Annotated in this window: 18 protein-coding genes; all 18 read right to left on the bottom strand. The window is 39.4% G+C overall.

The genetic code is table 11. The annotated features are described in order from the left end of the window. Position 1: 1 nt before the first annotated feature. The gene (gene topA / locus TT13_RS02110; RefSeq protein WP_027698447.1) at positions 2-2110 is read right to left on the bottom strand and encodes a type I DNA topoisomerase; all 2109 of its coding nucleotides are present in this window, start codon (positions 2108-2110) and stop codon (positions 2-4) included. 91 nt (positions 2111-2201) lie between these two features. After that, a complete protein-coding gene (dprA, locus tag TT13_RS02105; protein WP_027698446.1) occupies positions 2202-3056 on the bottom strand; it encodes a DNA-processing protein DprA in 855 nt (284 codons plus the stop codon). Positions 3057-3201: 145 nt separating this feature from the next. Further along, a complete protein-coding gene (locus tag TT13_RS02100) occupies positions 3202-3978 on the bottom strand; it encodes a ribonuclease HII (protein WP_027698445.1) in 777 nt (258 codons plus the stop codon). After that, positions 3965-4840, bottom strand: coding sequence for a ribosome biogenesis GTPase YlqF (ylqF, locus tag TT13_RS02095; RefSeq protein ID WP_027698444.1), 876 nt, complete (start codon positions 4838-4840; stop codon positions 3965-3967). Before ylqF ends, TT13_RS02100 begins: the two co-directional genes overlap by 14 nt. Positions 4841-4848: 8 nt before the next feature. Further along, on the bottom strand, positions 4849-5070 hold the full coding sequence (locus tag TT13_RS02090; RefSeq protein WP_027698443.1) for a YozE family protein: 222 nt from the start codon (positions 5068-5070) through the stop codon (positions 4849-4851). Continuing rightward, the gene (locus tag TT13_RS02085) at positions 5070-5684 is read right to left on the bottom strand and encodes a YpmS family protein (RefSeq protein WP_027698442.1); all 615 of its coding nucleotides are present in this window, start codon (positions 5682-5684) and stop codon (positions 5070-5072) included. The genes TT13_RS02090 and TT13_RS02085 overlap by 1 nt, the downstream gene beginning before the upstream one ends. A gap of 1 nt (position 5685) precedes the next feature. Continuing rightward, positions 5686-6558, bottom strand: a complete 873-nt coding sequence (locus tag TT13_RS02080) for a GDSL-type esterase/lipase family protein (protein WP_027698441.1) — start codon at positions 6556-6558, stop codon at positions 5686-5688. Between the two features lie 108 nt (positions 6559-6666). Further along, a complete protein-coding gene (locus tag TT13_RS02075) occupies positions 6667-7509 on the bottom strand; it encodes a DegV family protein (RefSeq protein WP_027698440.1) in 843 nt (280 codons plus the stop codon). 139 nt (positions 7510-7648) lie between these two features. Next, on the bottom strand, positions 7649-8515 hold the full coding sequence (locus tag TT13_RS02070) for a DegV family protein (protein WP_027698439.1): 867 nt from the start codon (positions 8513-8515) through the stop codon (positions 7649-7651). A gap of 72 nt (positions 8516-8587) precedes the next feature. After that, complete coding sequence (locus TT13_RS02065; protein ID WP_027698438.1) at positions 8588-9028, bottom strand: MarR family winged helix-turn-helix transcriptional regulator; 441 nt, start codon at positions 9026-9028, stop codon at positions 8588-8590. 2 nt (positions 9029-9030) lie between these two features. Continuing rightward, the gene (locus tag TT13_RS02060; protein WP_027698437.1) at positions 9031-9669 is read right to left on the bottom strand and encodes a copper homeostasis protein CutC; all 639 of its coding nucleotides are present in this window, start codon (positions 9667-9669) and stop codon (positions 9031-9033) included. Positions 9670-9761: 92 nt separating this feature from the next. Beyond that, a complete protein-coding gene (locus TT13_RS02055) occupies positions 9762-11462 on the bottom strand; it encodes an NFACT RNA binding domain-containing protein (protein ID WP_027698436.1) in 1701 nt (566 codons plus the stop codon). Then, positions 11452-12408: a riboflavin biosynthesis protein RibF gene (ribF, locus tag TT13_RS02050; protein WP_027698435.1), complete on the bottom strand. Its 957-nt coding sequence runs from the start codon at positions 12406-12408 to the stop codon at positions 11452-11454. The genes TT13_RS02055 and ribF overlap by 11 nt, the downstream gene beginning before the upstream one ends. Before the next feature lie 159 nt (positions 12409-12567). Beyond that, entirely contained in the window at positions 12568-13932 is a 1365-nt protein-coding gene (locus tag TT13_RS02045) for a DEAD/DEAH box helicase (RefSeq protein ID WP_027698434.1), read from the bottom strand. Continuing rightward, positions 13932-14876, bottom strand: coding sequence for a DHH family phosphoesterase (locus TT13_RS02040; RefSeq protein ID WP_027698433.1), 945 nt, complete (start codon positions 14874-14876; stop codon positions 13932-13934). The genes TT13_RS02045 and TT13_RS02040 overlap by 1 nt, the downstream gene beginning before the upstream one ends. Before the next feature lie 95 nt (positions 14877-14971). Next, positions 14972-16084, bottom strand: a complete 1113-nt coding sequence (dinB, locus tag TT13_RS02035) for a DNA polymerase IV (RefSeq protein ID WP_027698432.1) — start codon at positions 16082-16084, stop codon at positions 14972-14974. Between the two features lie 93 nt (positions 16085-16177). After that, positions 16178-16570 carry a preprotein translocase subunit YajC gene (yajC, locus tag TT13_RS02030; protein WP_045476411.1) on the bottom strand — a complete coding sequence of 131 codons (393 nt, stop codon included), beginning with the start codon at positions 16568-16570 and terminating at the stop codon, positions 16178-16180. A 21-nt stretch (positions 16571-16591) separates the two neighbouring features. Continuing rightward, positions 16592-17803 (bottom strand): tRNA guanosine(34) transglycosylase Tgt, encoded by a 1212-nt coding sequence (gene tgt, locus TT13_RS02025; protein ID WP_082816165.1) that lies wholly within the window; start codon positions 17801-17803, stop codon positions 16592-16594. Between the last annotated feature and the right edge of the window lie 11 nt (positions 17804-17814).

Genomic DNA, 17814 nt, shown 5'->3' with positions numbered 1-17814 from the left:
GTTAAGCTTTTACCTCTTTATTTGCCTCATCCGTAGCTTTTTTGTCTTCGCTTTTTGGTGTTGTACCGTCAGCTAAAGTATCTTTAGTTGGCTTATCCCAAGAAACAAAATCACAATCAGGATAACGTGAGCAACCATAAAAGGTCCTACCACGCTTAGTCTTACGTTCTACAATTTGACCCACCTTACACTTTGGACAAGTCAAGCCAATTTCTTCGACGATTGTTTGTGTGTTACGACAATCTGGGAAACGTGAACAGGCATAAAACTTCCCATAACGCCCCATCTTAGTTAGCATAGGGGCACCACAAACTTCACAATTAAAACCTGCTAGCTCGTCTTTCAAAACGATTTTTTCCATCTCATCTTCAGCTTTAGTCAACTCTTTTTGGAATGGTTGGAAGAATTCATCGATTACTTCAACCCACTCTTCTTTTCCTTGTTCAACATTATCCAAATTAGTTTCGACTGCGGCTGTAAACTTAATGTTGGTGACATCTGGGAAGAACTCTTGAACCGTATTTTGAACTAAAATTCCTAATTCAGTTGGCACAAACTTCTTAGCATCTATGCGAACATAGTTACGCTTTTGAATCGTTTCAATTGTTGCTGCATAAGTCGATGGTCGCCCAACCCCATTCTCTTCGAGGGCCTTAACTAAGGCTGCTTCTGTATAACGAGCCGGTGGTTGCGTGAAATGTTGCTCCGGACTTATTTGTGCCAAAGTAACAACATCACCTACCGCTAATTCTGGTAATTTATTGTCCTTTTCCCGTGCAGCAGGATAGGCTTTTGTAAAACCAGCAAATTTAGTCTTAGACCCATTTGCTCTAAAAATCACCCCATTTTGCTCAATGGTAACTGCCATTGTATCCAAGATTTCAGCTGTCATCTGACTAGCAACAAAACGCGACCAAATCAATGAGTATAGTCGGAATTGGTCATTGGTTAGTTTATCTTTGATTGACTCTGGCGTACGTAAAACTGAAGTTGGTCGAATCGCCTCATGGGCATCTTGCGCACCTTCTTGTTGTTTGACTGCAACCGTTTTGGTAGCTGCATACTCAGTACCATATTCATCTACGATAAATGTTGCTGCTTCATTTTTCGCAAGCTCCGAGATACGGGTTGAATCAGTACGCATATAGGTAATTAGCCCAACAGTTCCATCTTTACCACCTAAGTTAATTCCTTCATACAACTGTTGGGCAGCCATCATCGTTTTGCGCGTTCGAAAATTCAGCTGAGTATTGGCTGTTTGTTGCATCGTTGATGTTGTAAATGGTGGCTGTGGATTACGCTTACGTTCCTTGGCTTCAACCTTAGTAACATCAAAACCAGCTTTTTGGTCGATCCGTGCCAAAATTGCTTGCACTTGCTCGTTGTCAGCTAATGCTGCCTTTTTACCATCAGCACCCCAGAAGGCTGCTTTAAATTTATGTCGTTCCTTCAAAAATTCTGAATCAAGCGTCCAATATTCATCTGGCTGGAATGCCTGAATCTCATTTTCACGTGCAATCACTAAACCAAGCGCAACTGATTGTACACGTCCAGCTGAAAGACCCTTTTTAACCTTTTTCCATAAGATTGGTGAGATTGAATAACCCACTAACCGATCCAAAACTCTACGTGCCTGTTGTGCATCAACCAAATCCATATTAATTTGGCGAGGATGTTTAAAAGCTTCCTTAACAGCATCCTTTGTAATTTCGTTAAAAACTACTCGGTTTTCACTTGCATCTAAATTTAAATCCAAGATATGTGATAAATGCCATGCAATTGCTTCACCTTCACGATCCGGGTCGGACGCAAGATAGACATGTTTTGCTGCCTTAGCTTCCTTTTTTAAGCCCTTAATTACATCACCCTTACCACGAATGTTAATATATTTTGGTTTATAGTCGTTTTCAATATCGACCCCCATCTGTGATTTAGGTAAATCACGGATATGACCGATACTTGCCACAACTTTATAATTACTGCCTAAATACTTTTCTATCGTTTTTGCCTTTGAAGGCGACTCCACAATCACTAAGTTTTTTTTGCGTTTTGTTGTGGCGCGCTTTTTCGCAGGCTTCTTAGCTGGTTTTTCGTCAGTTGTACTTGCCATGCGTGCACCTCTCTCTTCTTTAAGATATAGCTCAATCTTACACTATTTATTAATTTTGACAAATATTATTATATTTTTTAAACTCAAGCACTTAGATATAGTGAACTATATCCGCCAATTTCTTTAATAGATCTTCTTTAGAAAGAATTGGAATTGCTCCCTCATCAATCAAATGATTAGTTCCCTGTGAATTTACCTTATCAATTGGGCCGGGAAGCGCAAATACATATCGATTCTCTTCCAAGGCATACTGAGCAGTAATTAGCGATCCTGACCGTGTTTTGGCCTCAACAATAATTGTTGCCATTGCCAAAGCTGCAATAATTCGGTTGCGCGCTGGAAAATGATGTTTTAACGGCTGACTATCTGGTAAATACTCAGTCAAAATTAAACCGCGTTGGCCAATTTGTATTTGGAGTGGATTAACCCTTTTCGGATAAGTAACATTTAACCCTGTACCAATTACCGCAATCGTGTTGCCCGCTTGCGCCAAAGTTATTTCATGTGCTAGACCATCCACTCCGCTAGCCAAGCCTGAAACAATCGTATAATCAGCTTCTACAAGGGCTGGGACCCAATCGACTAAGCATCTGAATGCATAATCACTCGCCTGCCTGGTACCAACAATGGCTAATTTCTTTTGTTGGAGTAAATGTCGATTACCACGGTAAAATAAGACCAGTGGTGGGTTAATTGATTCTTTTAGTGCGGTTGGGTAATCTGCATCCAAAATTGAAATTTGTGGTAAACGTCTTAAATTTGCAATGTCTTGTAAAGTAGGATACGAGCCAACAAACTGATTGCCTAGAATTCCCTTTAAACACGCTGGTTTTAGTGGTAACTTTTGGTCGGGATTTGCCAACAAAAAACGCCAAATCTTCGTTCGACCTATATAACTTATGTTCTTAACTAACAATAAACTCAAAAAGAAGTCACGCATATCCATATATTGCCCTCTACTTATAAATAGAGGTAAATTTCTTCCGTGCTGCCTAAAGTTTTTGAAAGGTTATTTTTGAAAATTACTAAAAAAAGCAAAAATCAGTCACCAAAATATCTGGTAACTGACTTCTATTTTACTAAGGGCGCCGTTAGTTGGCAGATAGATACTTCTTTACAGGCGCAAAAGTCCGTCGATGAATCGGGCTTGGTCCATATTTAGCCAAACCAGCTAGATGCTCTTTTGTACCATAACCAGCATTTTTCTCAAAGCCATAACCTGGATATAATTCTGCGTAATCAGCCATTAGTTGATCACGATAATTTTTAGCTAAAATACTAGCTGCTCCAATACTAATACTCCGGTCATCACCTTTAATTAATTTTTCCTGTGGCAATGGTAAGTCGATGGTCATCGCATCAATCAATAGCTGATCTACTTCAACCGCTAAACCTTCAACTGCCTGCTTCATGGCAATTCGACTAGCTTCATAGATATTAACTTCGTCAATAACTTCGACCGATACTACCCCAAAGGCGTAATCGACAACGCTTTGCTTAATTGCTTGGTCAAGATTTTGCCGCATTTTAAGGCTAAGTTGTTTTGAATCGTGAACCGCTAAAAGGTCAAAACTTTGATCTAAAACAACTGCTGCGGCTACAACTGGCCCAGCCAATGGTCCGCGACCAACTTCGTCAATCCCAGCAACTATCATATTTGAATGCCAGGCAGTTTGTTCAAATTCTAACCGTTGATTAAAGGCTATTTGTTTGGCTTGTTGTTTTTCAATGCGCCGTTCAAATTGCGTAATTGCCGTTTGAACGCCTTGCCGCGTATCATCACGCCAAAACTCTAAATCAGCTTTAGAAAATTCTCCGTCTGCCAATTTAGTCTTAATTTGATTAATTGTTAATTTATTTAGCGTCATTGACCATACCGATATTATCTGCGGGCATTTCAACAGTATATGGTCCCAGTTTGCCTCGCCGCAAATCAATCAAAATTCGTTCGGCTGCGCGATCATAATCATCTTTAAAGCCAAGCTTTTGCGTAATCAATAACAACAATTCGACATCAGTATTCGTAGCCCAAGCCTCTGCTGGCAAGTGATAACGCTCAATAATCGCATTTGGTGCATATTCACGGAAATAAGCCAACATAGCTAGGACGACATCATCTTGATTAATCAATTGATCCTTAATGGCTCCCGTCATAGCAAGATGAAAACCAACCCGTTGATCTTCAAATTTTGGCCATAAGACACCTGGTGTATCTAGTAATTCCAAATTAGTTGGTGTTTTTAACCATTGTAACTTTTTAGTTACGCCTGGCCGATCACCAGTAATTGCCACGTTTTTTGTGACCAAGTGATTTAGCAAGGTTGATTTACCAACATTGGGAATTCCGGCAACTAAAGCCCGAATTGGCTTATCTTTAACCCCTTTTTCCTCTAAGGCTGCCCATTTATCTGCTAAAACTGTTCGCGCAGCCTTAGTAATAATTTGAGGTGTCTTATGACCACGTGTATCGAGGGCAACAACTGCTAACCCTTGATTTTCAAAATAATTCTTCCAAATTTTAGTTCGTTCTGGGTCCGCTAAATCTGTTTTAGTCATAATTAACAAACGCGGCTTTTGTCCCAAAACTTCATCCAGTTCTGGATTCCGTGAACTTAAAGGGATTCTTGCATCAACTAATTCAAAAACAATATCAACGTATTTAAGATTTTCACGCATCAAACGTAAGGCTTTCGCCATATGTCCCGGGAACCACTGAATAATTTGTGCCATATAAACTCCTATTCTTCACTTGCTAAATACATTTCCCATGCCTGATCAAAAATCGTCATCGAATGTAAATAACTTGCATTTTCTTCTAAGTACACAGAAATTTTTTCGAAATTACTGCTTTGCTTTGGAAATTGTTGGTCATAAAAAGCCGCATTAGCAAAGGTTTCTACTTCATCAGCGGCAACTGGTTGACGCTGTGTCATCAACCATTGAAAGAAAGATCGACGCATTACTTTTCAAAGCCTCCTCGAAATACAAATTTGCCAGCTTTAGGATCGATTTTTTCTGCCTTGAAGTGCATTCCTTGAACTTCTGGCATCTTTCCTAAATCAATTAATAAATTCTGATGATTCGTATCAATTGTGATCCACTTAGGCAAGTCAATACTTTTATCAAGATAACCCATTACATATTTAACCGGTAATGGGAGCTGACCAACTGCAACCGATTCAGCTTTAAGGTCAACATTCCCTTTTTTTGTAACCTCTGGTAACATTTTCATTCCAAAATCAATATTTTGCCCCAAAAGTTGGTAAGTACCGTAGACCATCATACCTGTATCTGTCATTTGAAAGCGCAAAGACTTTTTTAACGTTGAATCTTGGTTTAAATATTCATCAACTAGTCCATTCAATTCATCGCGATTCATTGCAACTTCAAAACCAGCCTGCCCTACATTAGCCGTTGACTCTTGTACTTTATTTTGGTTTTGTGGCATTAAAATTAATACAATTGCTGCCAAGACGACCAAAACCAGCGTAATTCCAGCTCCAGTCAGCATTCCTTGCCAGCGCTCACGACTTGGCCATACCGTACCAAATCTTGTTACTCGTCTTGGTTCCACACTATTCTCCTAACCATGCTTTTTTATTTTTTTGCATTTCTTTTACCAAAAGCTTGCTCATCTTATCATACCCTAAATCATTCGGATGATAATGGTCTAAATTTGTAATATATGCATTCTTTTCTTTATCATCACCATTTAAAGTATCACGTACGCTTTTATTATTCAAAGACCCTTGATTAGCTTGTGTCGCTTCTTTTGCTAGCATAGCTCTTTGACTATTAGTCTTATATTGTCCATAAGTTAAGGTTGAAAATGTCGAAACATACTTTACCCGTGAATCATCGGTTGCCAACTGAGCATTGACTGCGTTATAACGTTTAACATCATCATTTAAATCAACTCGATTGGCTAAATAAACATACAGCGGATTGTAATTACCAAATAAATAAATGGGCGCTTTTTTATTTTGGCTTTCTAAGTAGGAAACTAAATTTGCTAGGTTGGTACTATAGTCCGGCAAACTCTTATCAACAATTGCTGTGACTGAATTTGAGTCCTTAGCAAAGATTGCTGAAAAAAGCACTTGCTGTAAATCATTGCCACCAACCGTTAATGTAATCACATTTGCTTGCTGCAAGTCCTTTTGCGCCTTTGGATTAGACTTTATTCGTTTAAGAATCTGGTCTGAACGGTCACCAGCTTTACCATAGTTGGCCGTAGTAACTTTAACTTTAGCTTGCTTTTCCAATAATTTTGCCGTGCGTTTGGTGTATCCTTGCTGTTTTGTTGTATCGCCAACACCTTCAGTTAAGGAATCACCAACCGCAACTAAATGAATAGTTTTCGCTTGTACAATCTGTCCGCAATTAAGTAACCCCAAAGCTGCTACCAAAACTAGGAGGGCCACTACTATTTGATTAAATCTTTTCATATTCCCTCCATTACTATCTACCAATTACCTTAGCAAATTCTACCATTTTTAGGCTGAGCAGACAAAAAAACCGGAACAAAAGTTCCAGTTCTAAAACTACCGTAGGACTTAGCCTTCTAAAATAGAAATACCAAAAGCGCCAACTCCCGTATGAGTTGCAACAACTGGTGTGGTTTGCTGAATATCAATTTTCGCATCCGCAAATACTGCTTGCAATTTCTTGCCAAGCGCTGCTGCTTCCTCTGGAATACCGGCATGTGACAAACCAATTCCAATTACTTGCTTCGCATCAGCTTGAACTTCTTCAATGATTCCATCAATGTATTTTGTAATTGCCTTTTGACCACGACCCTTAGCTTCAACATTAATGTTTCCCTCAACAACACGAGCGCCCAATTTTACATTCAAAACTGACGAGATAAAGCCTGCTGTCTTAGATAATCGTCCGCCTGCAACCAAGTTTTTCAACTCTGCAATCGTTACAAAAAGCTTTGTATTTGCTTGCGTCTCAGCAATCTTGGCCAAGATATCCACCTTGGCTGCGCCAGCTTGTGCTAACTTGGCAGCCTCAATAACTTGAAAGGCTGATGCCCGATCAATGAAAGCCGTATCAATTACTGTAATATCACGATCTACCAGCCGAGCAGCCTGTTCAGCAGCCGTTACTGTTCCTGATAGGTTCCTAGTTAAATGTAGTGAAATGATTTCATCATCAGGGGCAAAGCTTTCATAAACTTGTGTAAAAGCCCCTAATGCCGGTTGTGAGGTTGTTGGTAGATTTTCAGCCTCTGCCATTCGATCCATAAAATCAATTGCTGATAGAGTTTCTCCATCAGTATAAACGGTTCCATCAATCATTACAGTTAATGGAATTACCTTAATATCATATTTTGCAATTTCTTCATCTGATAATCTTGCTGTTGAATCTGTTACTATCTTTACTTGGGCCATGTTTTATTTCCCCGTTAAATTTATATTAATTGTCTTAATTATCGTCTTAAATAAGTTCTTTTGCAAGTTTTTTTGGCTAGTAAAACTAAATTAACTAGTTTTAAAAACCGCATACCACTCTAGCCCTTAATTTATTCGTTTAAAGGGAATTAATATCCCGCATCCAAGCCAAAGCTAGGGCTCCAACACCCAAATGAGTGCCAACTACTGGTCCAATTTCTGCAAAATCAATTTTCATATCAGGATTAGCTGCTTGGATTTTATTTTGCCACTCACGTCCTGCCTCTGGTGCATAAGTATGATAGACCGTTGCTTGTAGTGGGTAATCAGCTTTAGCTCGGCCAGCCGCAAAGAGCTCTTCGACACGGCCAACTGCTTTTTTCATTGAACGTACTTTTTCAAAGGGTACAATATAATCGCTCTTCTCATCAAAAGTCAAAATTGGTTTAACCTTCAATAGACTACCAATTACTGCCGAAGCATTTGACAAACGACCACCCCGTACTAAGTTTTGCAAGTCATCGACGATAAAATATTCATCCATCGAAGCTCTTAGCTTATCCAAAGTAGCCAAAATTTCCTCAACAGTCGCCCCCGCTGCTGCCATTTGAGCCGCCTTAATTACTAGTGAACCCATTAAGCGTACTGTAATTTTTGAATCATAGGCGTAAACTTGTAATCCATCAATTGCATTACTTAGACTTGCAACATTTTGGACATAACCTGAAATTGTTGATGCCAAATGAATCGCAATAATCGTATCATACCCCTCATCTCGAATCTGTTCGTATAAGGCAGTAGTTTCACCAATTGAAGGTTGTGAAGTGGATGGAAAACTATCTGAGTTCAATAAGCGTTCATAGAAATCAGCATTTGAAATTGAACGGCCCTCTTGAAAAACCTCCCCATCCAAAATAAAAGGAATTGACACAACTTTAATATTATTTTCGGTAACTTCTTCAGCTGTTAAATAAGCTGTCGAATCTGTTACGATCGCAATTTTCATTTAAAAATCCTCTCCAGAGTAGCAATTACCTACCCAAATACAATAATTAAATAAGTTTACCACAAAAATAACTTACTTTTGTAGGTAATTTGCCTGAGTTCGGACCTTGGACAATGATTTTTCTAAACGATTTAACAAAATTTGTAACATTCGCTCTTCTTCTGGATCCCAAAGCTGAAACAAACTTGTCTCAAATTGCTCATGAGCATCCGTAACTGCTGTTAGTGTCTGCTTCCCCAAATCAGTAACCTCATAAACTAACTGGCGTTTATCATGACCAATTGCTGTATTCGTAACTAATTGTTTTTTATACAAAGAGCTAAGTTGTCTTGAAAGCGTTGAATTGTCTAAAGCCATTGCCTTAGCTAATTTATCTTGAGTATCAAAGCCTGCGGCTACCTGCATTAATAACTGCCACTCTGCAATCGTTATTCCATTGTTCTTCGTTATTCTAGTTAAATTTACCCGATAAATTTTTTCAGTTTCTCGTAACGCATCTAAAATATTCTTCATAACTACACCAACTTTACAATTCTTGTACCATGTAACTCAGACACAGCTAATTTCTCGGCAATCATGCTCGCATTTTCGTAAGTAACACCACCACCAGGTAAAATTGTCATTCCTAAGGGTGCGTTTGCAATTGTTTCTTTTAACCAATCCAAGGTCATATCAATTGGCGAACTTAATTGACCGCCATGTGTTAGAATCCGTTTGACACCATGCTCCTTGAGCCAATACATAGCCATTGCTTGTTTTTCATGTGTAATATCATCAAAAGCCATGTGAAAAATCACTTCCATGGAACCAGCGGCCTCTAATAGCTTCAACATATAGTTCCGTGCAATTCCACCATCAGGCGTCAGCACGCCAAATGTAACCTTACTAACGCCTAATGTGCGTAAATGTAAAATTGTCTGTAACATCGTTTCAACTTCAAAATGCGAATAGCAAAAGTTACCAGCTCGGGGACGAACCATCACAACCAAATCAATTTTAGCTTGTGCTGTTAACTCAACCGCCTTAGCAACTAGGTTAAAATCTGGCGTCAATCCACCTTGTTCTAAATGATCATTTAGCTCAATTCGGTCGACACCAGCATTAATTGCTGCGTAAACACCATCTAGATCGGCAACTGCCATTTCCTTTAGCATATGTCCGGTCCTCCTCTTCGTTTACTATCATTTTACCTTTAAATTGTGTAAAAAAAATGAACACTAAGTAGTGCTCATGTTTTTTTAATAAATTATTGACTTTTGTTCGTCCTTAACTGTTGCACAGTTGCATAATCAGGAGTCACATTAATCGTTGTTTGCCCTTCAAAAATTACAAAACCAGGTTTTGACCCATTAGGTTTCCGTAAACGACGAACTGGTAGATAATCAACTGGCACGTTAGCTGAATCACGTGCCTTTGAGAAGTAAGCGGCTAAAATCGCACCTTCTGTTAAGGTTGCCGGGCTTGGACTATCACTGTGAATAATCACGTGAGAACCTGGAATATCCTTTGTATGAAGCCAAATATCATTTTTCTTAGCTGTCTTCATTGATAGGCGTTCATTTTGCAAATTATTTTTCCCAACTTCAATTAAAGTTCCATCACTGGCATAGAATTTTTCTGGTTGGCTAACTTGTGGCTTTTGCTTCTTCTTACTCTGTTGCCTTATGTAACCTTCTTGTACAAGTTCTACCCGAATTTCTTCAATATCACGTGGACTTGCTAAATCAACTTGCGCCAAAAGATTCTCAAAATAATTAACTTCTGCCTGTGCCAAAGCCATCTGCTCGTTTAAATACTTCACCGAAGCTTTTAGTTTATTATATTTTGTAAAGTATCGTTGCGCATTTTGTGACGGTCCTAGTTGGTTTGATAGGTCAATTTTAATTAGCCGTTCATTATCATAATAATTAGGCAAATCAATTGACGTCATCCCTTTAGTTAGTTGATACAAATAAGTTGTTAATAACTCACCTTTTATCTTGTACTCATCCGCATTAGCAGCAGCATCCAAATCAGCTTGTTGCCGCTTTAATTTAGTCCGATTCTTCTTTAATTCATTACGGATTACTCGTAAAACAACGGCTGCTTGTTGCTGAACCCGGTCACGTTCGGACTTTTCTGCAAAATAAGCATCTAACATCTCACTGAGACTTGGATAAGCAATTTTTTGTCCACTAAGCGTTAGCCAATCAAATGGTGCAAAATTAACCCCTCTTTGGCTTAATCTTAATTGTGGTTCAGGTTGCTTAAATTTATTCAACCAATCGGTCGCTAATTTTAATGCATCTCCATTTTGCTGGACTACTTGTGCTAATTCACTTGCTGAATCACGTGCAAAACCCTGAAAATGGCTTTGAATTGCCTTAGCCAGGTCTGCTTCAACGGGGTTATCCAAGATTAAATTAGCTAAACCAGCTAAACTTTGATAGGGGTTAAGTACATCTTGTTTCGGCGGCATAATATATTTCCCACCTGGCATTAATGTTCGCACTCGATTCTGATCAGCCGAAACATGCTTAATTAAATCAAGAATTCGCTGACTGGCTTCGTCAATCAAAAACAAATTAGAATGTCGCCCCATCATTTCTAAAATTAATGATGTCTTTTCTTCATCACCAATTTCATTTCGCCCAGCCGAAGTAATCTTAATCATCCGATCATTTTCGATTTGTTCAATATGCAGTAAACTCGCTCCTTCAAGATGTTTTCTTAACATCATTGCAAAGTTTGGTGCAGTCTGTGGGTTTGCATATTTAATATTTGATATTTGAGCGCGGGCAAAAGTTGGGTGCGCACTTAGTAGTAAGGGATAATTTTTACGATTATTTCTTACAACCAGGAAAACTTCATTTGGATAAGGTTGGTGGATTTTCATAATCCGACCACCCGCTAATTTTGCATCAAGCTCTTGAACCATTGCTTTAGTAAAAAGACCATCAAATGACATCGTTATTGCCCTCTTTTTCTCTAAAATAGCGGCGTGATGCAAGTTCATCCAACTTTAATTGTTCAATTAAGGCCGGCATACCTGTGAATTTCACTTCACTGCGTAGATATTTATGCCATCGTACAATAACCGCTTCACCGTATATTTGTTCTTTAAAATCAAATAGATTAATTTCTAAAGTTTTAGGTCGATTATCCCCAAAGGTAACATTATAGCCAATCGATGCCATACCAGCTTGCCAAACATCGCCAATTTTCAACTCAACCACGTAAATGCCAACTGCTGGTAAGCGTTCCTCACTATGTGTTTCGATATTGGCGGTTGGATATCCCATCTCTCGGCCACGTGCTTCACCATGGACAACAGTTCCGCTCGTTTCATATGTTCGACCAAGTAATTGATTTAAGGCCATCACATCCCCATTTGCCAATAATTCTCGACCATGCCGTGAAGCTCCTTCAGTCCCATTAATTGTAACTGCTGGTACTTCAACCACTTTAAACCGATTTTTTGCATAGCCAGGTAAGTGAGCCATATCTGCACTACTAGGTCCATAGGTATGGTCATAGCCAGCTACAGCAACTTTAGCATGTAGCCCAACAATGTATTGGTCAACAAAGTCTTGTGGTGTTAGTGCAGCAAACTGCGAAGTGAAATTAACCACATATGCAATATCTACACCCAAATCAGCCAAAAGGGCTAGTTTTTTCTCTAACCGCGTTAAATATGTTAAGCGGCTTGTATGTTGTTTAAACACAATCGAAGCATGTTGATCGTAAGTCAAAACAGCTAAGGGCAAGCCCTTTTGCTTGGCCTCAACCGAGGCTTGTTTAATCACGGCCTGATGTCCTAAATGCACCCCATCAAAAAATCCCATTGCCAAAACAACATCAGTATCCTTAATCTCTTCTGAACGATAGGGATGATGTAACTTAATAACTTCCATCCTTTAGCTCCTTAATTTTTAATCGGCAGTGAAAAACTCAATTTGTCACCCCAATTGATTTAAATTCGACTTTTTAACCCAGAGTCTTTAAGAAAAGACCTTCTACCATTAATCACTGTCAATTATTTGACAATTTTTTCTTGATAAAAGGTCTCATTTTTATTTATTACTAGCTTTTTTCTTAGCCTTACGGTTAGCACGCAATGATGCACGCTCCTCAACTCGCTTCTTATAACGAGCATCACGAGCAATTGCTGACTTGATTTGTCGCTTATAACCAGGCTTAACCTTCTTCTTCTTCTTCTTGACCATACCAATCATGGTTGGATCAAGTTTAACCGTCGACTTATTTCGTTGTTCACGACGACGACGATCATAACCATCTTTTAATTCACCACTTTTAGTCAAAGTCATTGGCTTAAAAGTAATTCCCATATGTTCAACCGCTGCAACTCGGTCTTCTTCGTCTGGGTTATAAATTGTGATTGCTGTTCCAGGCTGACCATTACGGCCAGTTCGTCCAACCCGGTGTACGAAAAATTCGAGTTCCGTTGGAATACCATCATTGATAATCAATGATACTCCTGGAATATCAATTCCGCGGGCAGCTAAATCAGTCGCAACCACATATTGATAGTCCAAATTTTGAATTGCTGCCATTGTCCGCTTACGTTCGCGCGGTTGAATATCCCCATGAATTTCAGCAATTTTCAATCCACGCGTACGCAAATACTTAGCGAGCGCCTTGGCACGGGCCTTTGAGTTAGTAAAGACCAAGGCCATATAAGGCGTACCCATTGTTAGCAATGAGTAAACTAATTCATCTTTGGTCTGGCCTTTAGTTCCAACCAAAATATTCTCGATTGTTGGTGAAATTACCGTAGCAGTTGGAATCTCTTCAATAACTGGATTGGTCAAATACTTACGCAAAAATGGTTGCAATTTTTGTGGAATCGTAGCTGAAAAGACCATCATCTGCAAATTACTTGGTAGGGCTGAAGCAATCGTATCAACTTCATTCAAAAAGCCCATATCCAAAGTCATATCAGCTTCGTCGACGACTAAAGCTGTGGCTGTATGAATATCTAATGCTGCATTGGCCTCGTAAAGGTCTTTAATTCGACCAGGTGTACCAATCACAAGCTGTGGCTGTTGGGTTTTTAATTGTTGTAGCTGACGATTCTTGTCAGTTCCACCAATATACAAACCAATCCTAGGGGCCTGTCCATCAGCAAAAGTTGTTGCTAATTGTTTGGCCGCATTAAAAATTTGTTGTGCCAATTCTCGCGATGGTGTCGTAATAATTGCCTGCACATTTTGATTGTCAGCTTGGAACTTTTGGAAAATAGGAATCAAAAATGTATGGGTCTTTCCCGAACCAGTTTGCGATTGGCCAACAACAGACCGGCCTTGTAAAACGACTGGAATTAGTCGAGCCTGCACTTCAGTTGGCTCATTAAAATGAATTTGCTCCAATGCTTGGATAATTTCTGGACGCAAATTATAATCTGTAAACTTAGCCATTAGGCCTCCTCTTCTAATAAAGCATTTAGCTCAGCAATGATTTGCTTTACTTCTGCCTCATCCTTTGCCAACGCACCTGATGCAAAAGGATGACCCCCACCACCATGGCGCTTAGCAATTTCATTAATTGTTGTATTTCGTGAGCGCAAGCGAACACGGTAATAACCTTCATCCTGTTGTTCGAAAACCGCCCATACCTTAACGGTATTAATTCGGCCGAGCAAAGGCACGATAAAGGCTGTGCCAAATTCGCCTAAATCAAAGCTTTCAACGACCTCATTTGTCAAAACAATATAATTCAAACCTTCATCGGAAATTTTCATATTATCATAAACATAGGCTGAAGCTTTGGCGGCCTCTAAAGAAATCGTTTCTTGCTGTTGATTAATTGCAAACCAGTCAAAGTTAAATTGCATTAAATCAGCAACTACCTGCATAGTAGCTGACTTTGTTCCATAAAGGAAACGGCCAGTATCACCAACAATTCCGGCATACAAATAAGCAGCTCCGGCATCTGATAATTTTAATTCATCAGCAAAGCTCTTATAAAACTCAAAGATTAGAGCACTAGTTGACGAAGCACCCTCAACAACCCAATTATAATCACCATAGGGGTCTTCATTTGGGTGATGGTCAATTTTGACTAAAGTTGTCCCTAAGTCAAAACGGCGGTCATCAATTCGTGGCTCATTCGCCGTATCCGTTACGATTACTAAAGCATCTTGATATAATTCATCGGCAATTTTGTCCATGTCACCCATCCAGGCAAGGCTTGGTACTTGTTTACCAACAACATATACTTCCTTTTCTGGAAAAGAGGTCTTTAATAATTCAGCTAACCCAAATTGTGAACCAAACGCATCTGGATCAGGACGTTGATGGCGATGAATGATAATTCGAGAAGCTTTTTTTATTTCTGCTAAAATTGCAGTTTGCGCTGTCATGCTTTATTTCCATTTCTATATATTAACTAAGTAATTTGCGATTATTCACACTGCTCTAAGTATAGCATAGAACTTAGTACGGCTTTGACGCAAAGTTAAAATAAAGGTAATAACAATTCCGTCTGCGCCTGATTCTGTAAGTTAGTAATCGTTAAACCTACCAGACGCAAAGGTTGTTGATAGCCCCCCAATTCATCAAAAAGGCCCTGTCCCTCTTCAAAAATAAATTGACTATCGTTGGGAATCAAGTCTACGAAAGTTTTACGCCTTGTTTCGGTTTCAAAAGTTTCGGTCCGAATTTTGAGCACCAAGGTTTTACCTTGAAGCTGTCGTTGCTCTAAAGCCGTAACTAAGGCAACCGCTATATTCCGTAGCTCTTTATGCACTTGCTCTTCAGTATCTAAGAAGGGATTATAGGTATGCTCTTTACCAATTGATTTACGTGACCGCTGCCACTCAACCGCTCGGTCATCAACCCCACGAATACGCCGATAAAATTCATACCCCATCTTCCCAAAGTTTTGCAATAGGGTTGTTTGCTCTTGATTAAACAAATCATGGCCATTATTTACACCCAGGGTGTGCATCTTCTCAGCTGTCTTAACGCCAACACCTCGAATCTCTTCAATTGGCATCTCATCAAGAAAGGCACGAATTTCACTTGGTTTAACCACCGTAAAGCCAGCTGGCTTATTATGTTCTGAGGCCAGTTTAGCTAAAAACTTATTGTAAGATATACCAATTGAACTAGTTAGTTGCAGTTCAGCATATATTCTTTGTTGCAATAAATGCCCCACCGCAATTGCTTCATCAAAGGTTGTACATTGTTCTGTTAAATCCAGATAAGCTTCATCAAGGGCAATCGTTTCATATTTAGGCGTGATACTTTGAAAAATTGTATGGACTTGATCTGATATTTCTCGATAAAGTGGAAAGTTTGGTTGGATAAAGACTGCATTGGGAGCAAGTTTTAAAGCCTCAGCTGCACTCATTGCTGAGTGCACACCTAACTCACGTGCTAAATAATTAGCTGTTGCAACCACTCCATGCCCACCTGAAGTACGTGGATCACGCGCTAGAATCAAAGCGACGGTTTGATATTCGGGATGATCTCGCATTTCGACCTGGGCGTAAAATGCGTCCATATCAATATGTAAAATCCGCCGATTACCCTTTAAATTAATTGGTATTTGCAGTAAATCGGCCATATTCCCTCCTTAAATTTTAGAAAATAAAAAGGCCCGATACTTAGCAGAAAATTGCTAAATTATCTAGGACCTTCGTTTACTAATTCTTTTAAATTAGTTTTCTTTCTCAGCACTTGGTTGCTCAGTCGTTGCTTCTTCCTTTGTAGCTTCTGGGGCTACAGTTGGTTCGACTGTCTTCTCTTCGCGCTTAACTTCGTGCTTATCAGGCTTTGCTTCAACATGCTTGTCCAAAGCAACCACTGTAAGAATGGCACTTTGTTCAAAAGTCATGTAAACACCATCGGCATCAATTGTCATTGTCTTTTTCTCTGCATCAAGACTGTCAATCTTACCGTGTAGGCCTGAACGCAAAATAACCTCTGATCCCTTTTGGATACCAGCAAGCATTGCGGCACGCTTCTTTTGCTGTTGTTGTTGTGGACGAATCATAAAGAAGTACATAACAACAAAAAGACCCAAGATAAGTAAAATATTCATAGAATTCATGTAAATTAGCTCCTCATTACATTAAAATAGCCGGGCATTAGCCTTATTATACCCATATTTCTCCATTAAGTCAGCCCTAAAGGCCAATAAACGGTCTTCATCAATGGCTTGACGCATGTCTTCCATTAACTTTAACAGATAACGTAGATTATGAACACTAGCAATATTTTGTCCATACAATTCATTCGTCTTAAATAGATGGTGTAAGTAGGCCTTTGAGAACGTTTGTGAACCATAATCTTCTGTTTCCGGATCAATTAAGGAGAAATCATTTTGATACTTATGATTCCGAATAACAATTCGCCCATGACTGGTCATCAAAGTTCCCTTACGACCAATTCTAGTTGGCAAGACTGAATCAAACATATCCACTCCGCGAATTGCACCATCAATCAATGAATCAGGTGCCGCAACCCCCATCAAATAGCGCGGCTTATCCGCTGGCAACATTGGCATGGTGAAATCTAAAACTCGATTCATCTCTTCTTTAGTTTCGCCAACTGAAAGACCACCAACTGCATAACCAGGCAAGTCTAAAGCAACCAAACCTTCTGCCGAAAGCTTGCGTAACTCTTTAAACCCAGCTCCCTGAATAATACCAAAAAGCGCTTGATCTTGCGGCCGTTTGTGGGCAATCTTAGCTCGCTCTGCCCAACGCGTTGTCCGTTCAACTGAGTTTTTCACATAGTCGTAACTTTCAAAATATGGAATTGCTTCATCTAGCTGCATCATCACGTCTGAACCAAGGTTATTCTGGATGCGCATCGCAACTTCTGGTGACAAGAACATCTGGTCACCATTCAAATGGTTTTTAAAAGTAACACCTTCCTCAGCAATACTATTATGCTTAGCCAGTGACCAGACCTGGAAACCACCTGAATCAGTCAACATTGGGCCGTTATAGTTCATAAACTTATGTAAACCGCCAGCTGCTGCAACAATATCATCCCCTGGTCGTAACCATAAATGATACGTATTTGATAAAACAAACTGTGCATTGATTTCATCCAGGTCACGGGGTGAAACATTTTTTACGGTTGCCTGTGTACCAACCGGCATAAACATTGGCGTATGCACAATCCCATGACGTGTATAAATTCTGCCTAGACGTGCACCTGTATCTTTTTCAACGTGCAACAATTCGTATATCACTGGCCGATTTGGATCATTGACATATGCTTCATTAATTGGATATTTTTCGAGCAAATACTCGTCAAACTTACTACGTTTCATTCTGTACTCCT

The organism is Weissella oryzae SG25, assembly GCF_000691805.2.
Taxonomy (GTDB): Bacteria; Bacillota; Bacilli; order Lactobacillales; family Lactobacillaceae; genus Weissella; species Weissella oryzae.
This window is presented reverse-complemented; position numbering and strand designations above follow the sequence as displayed.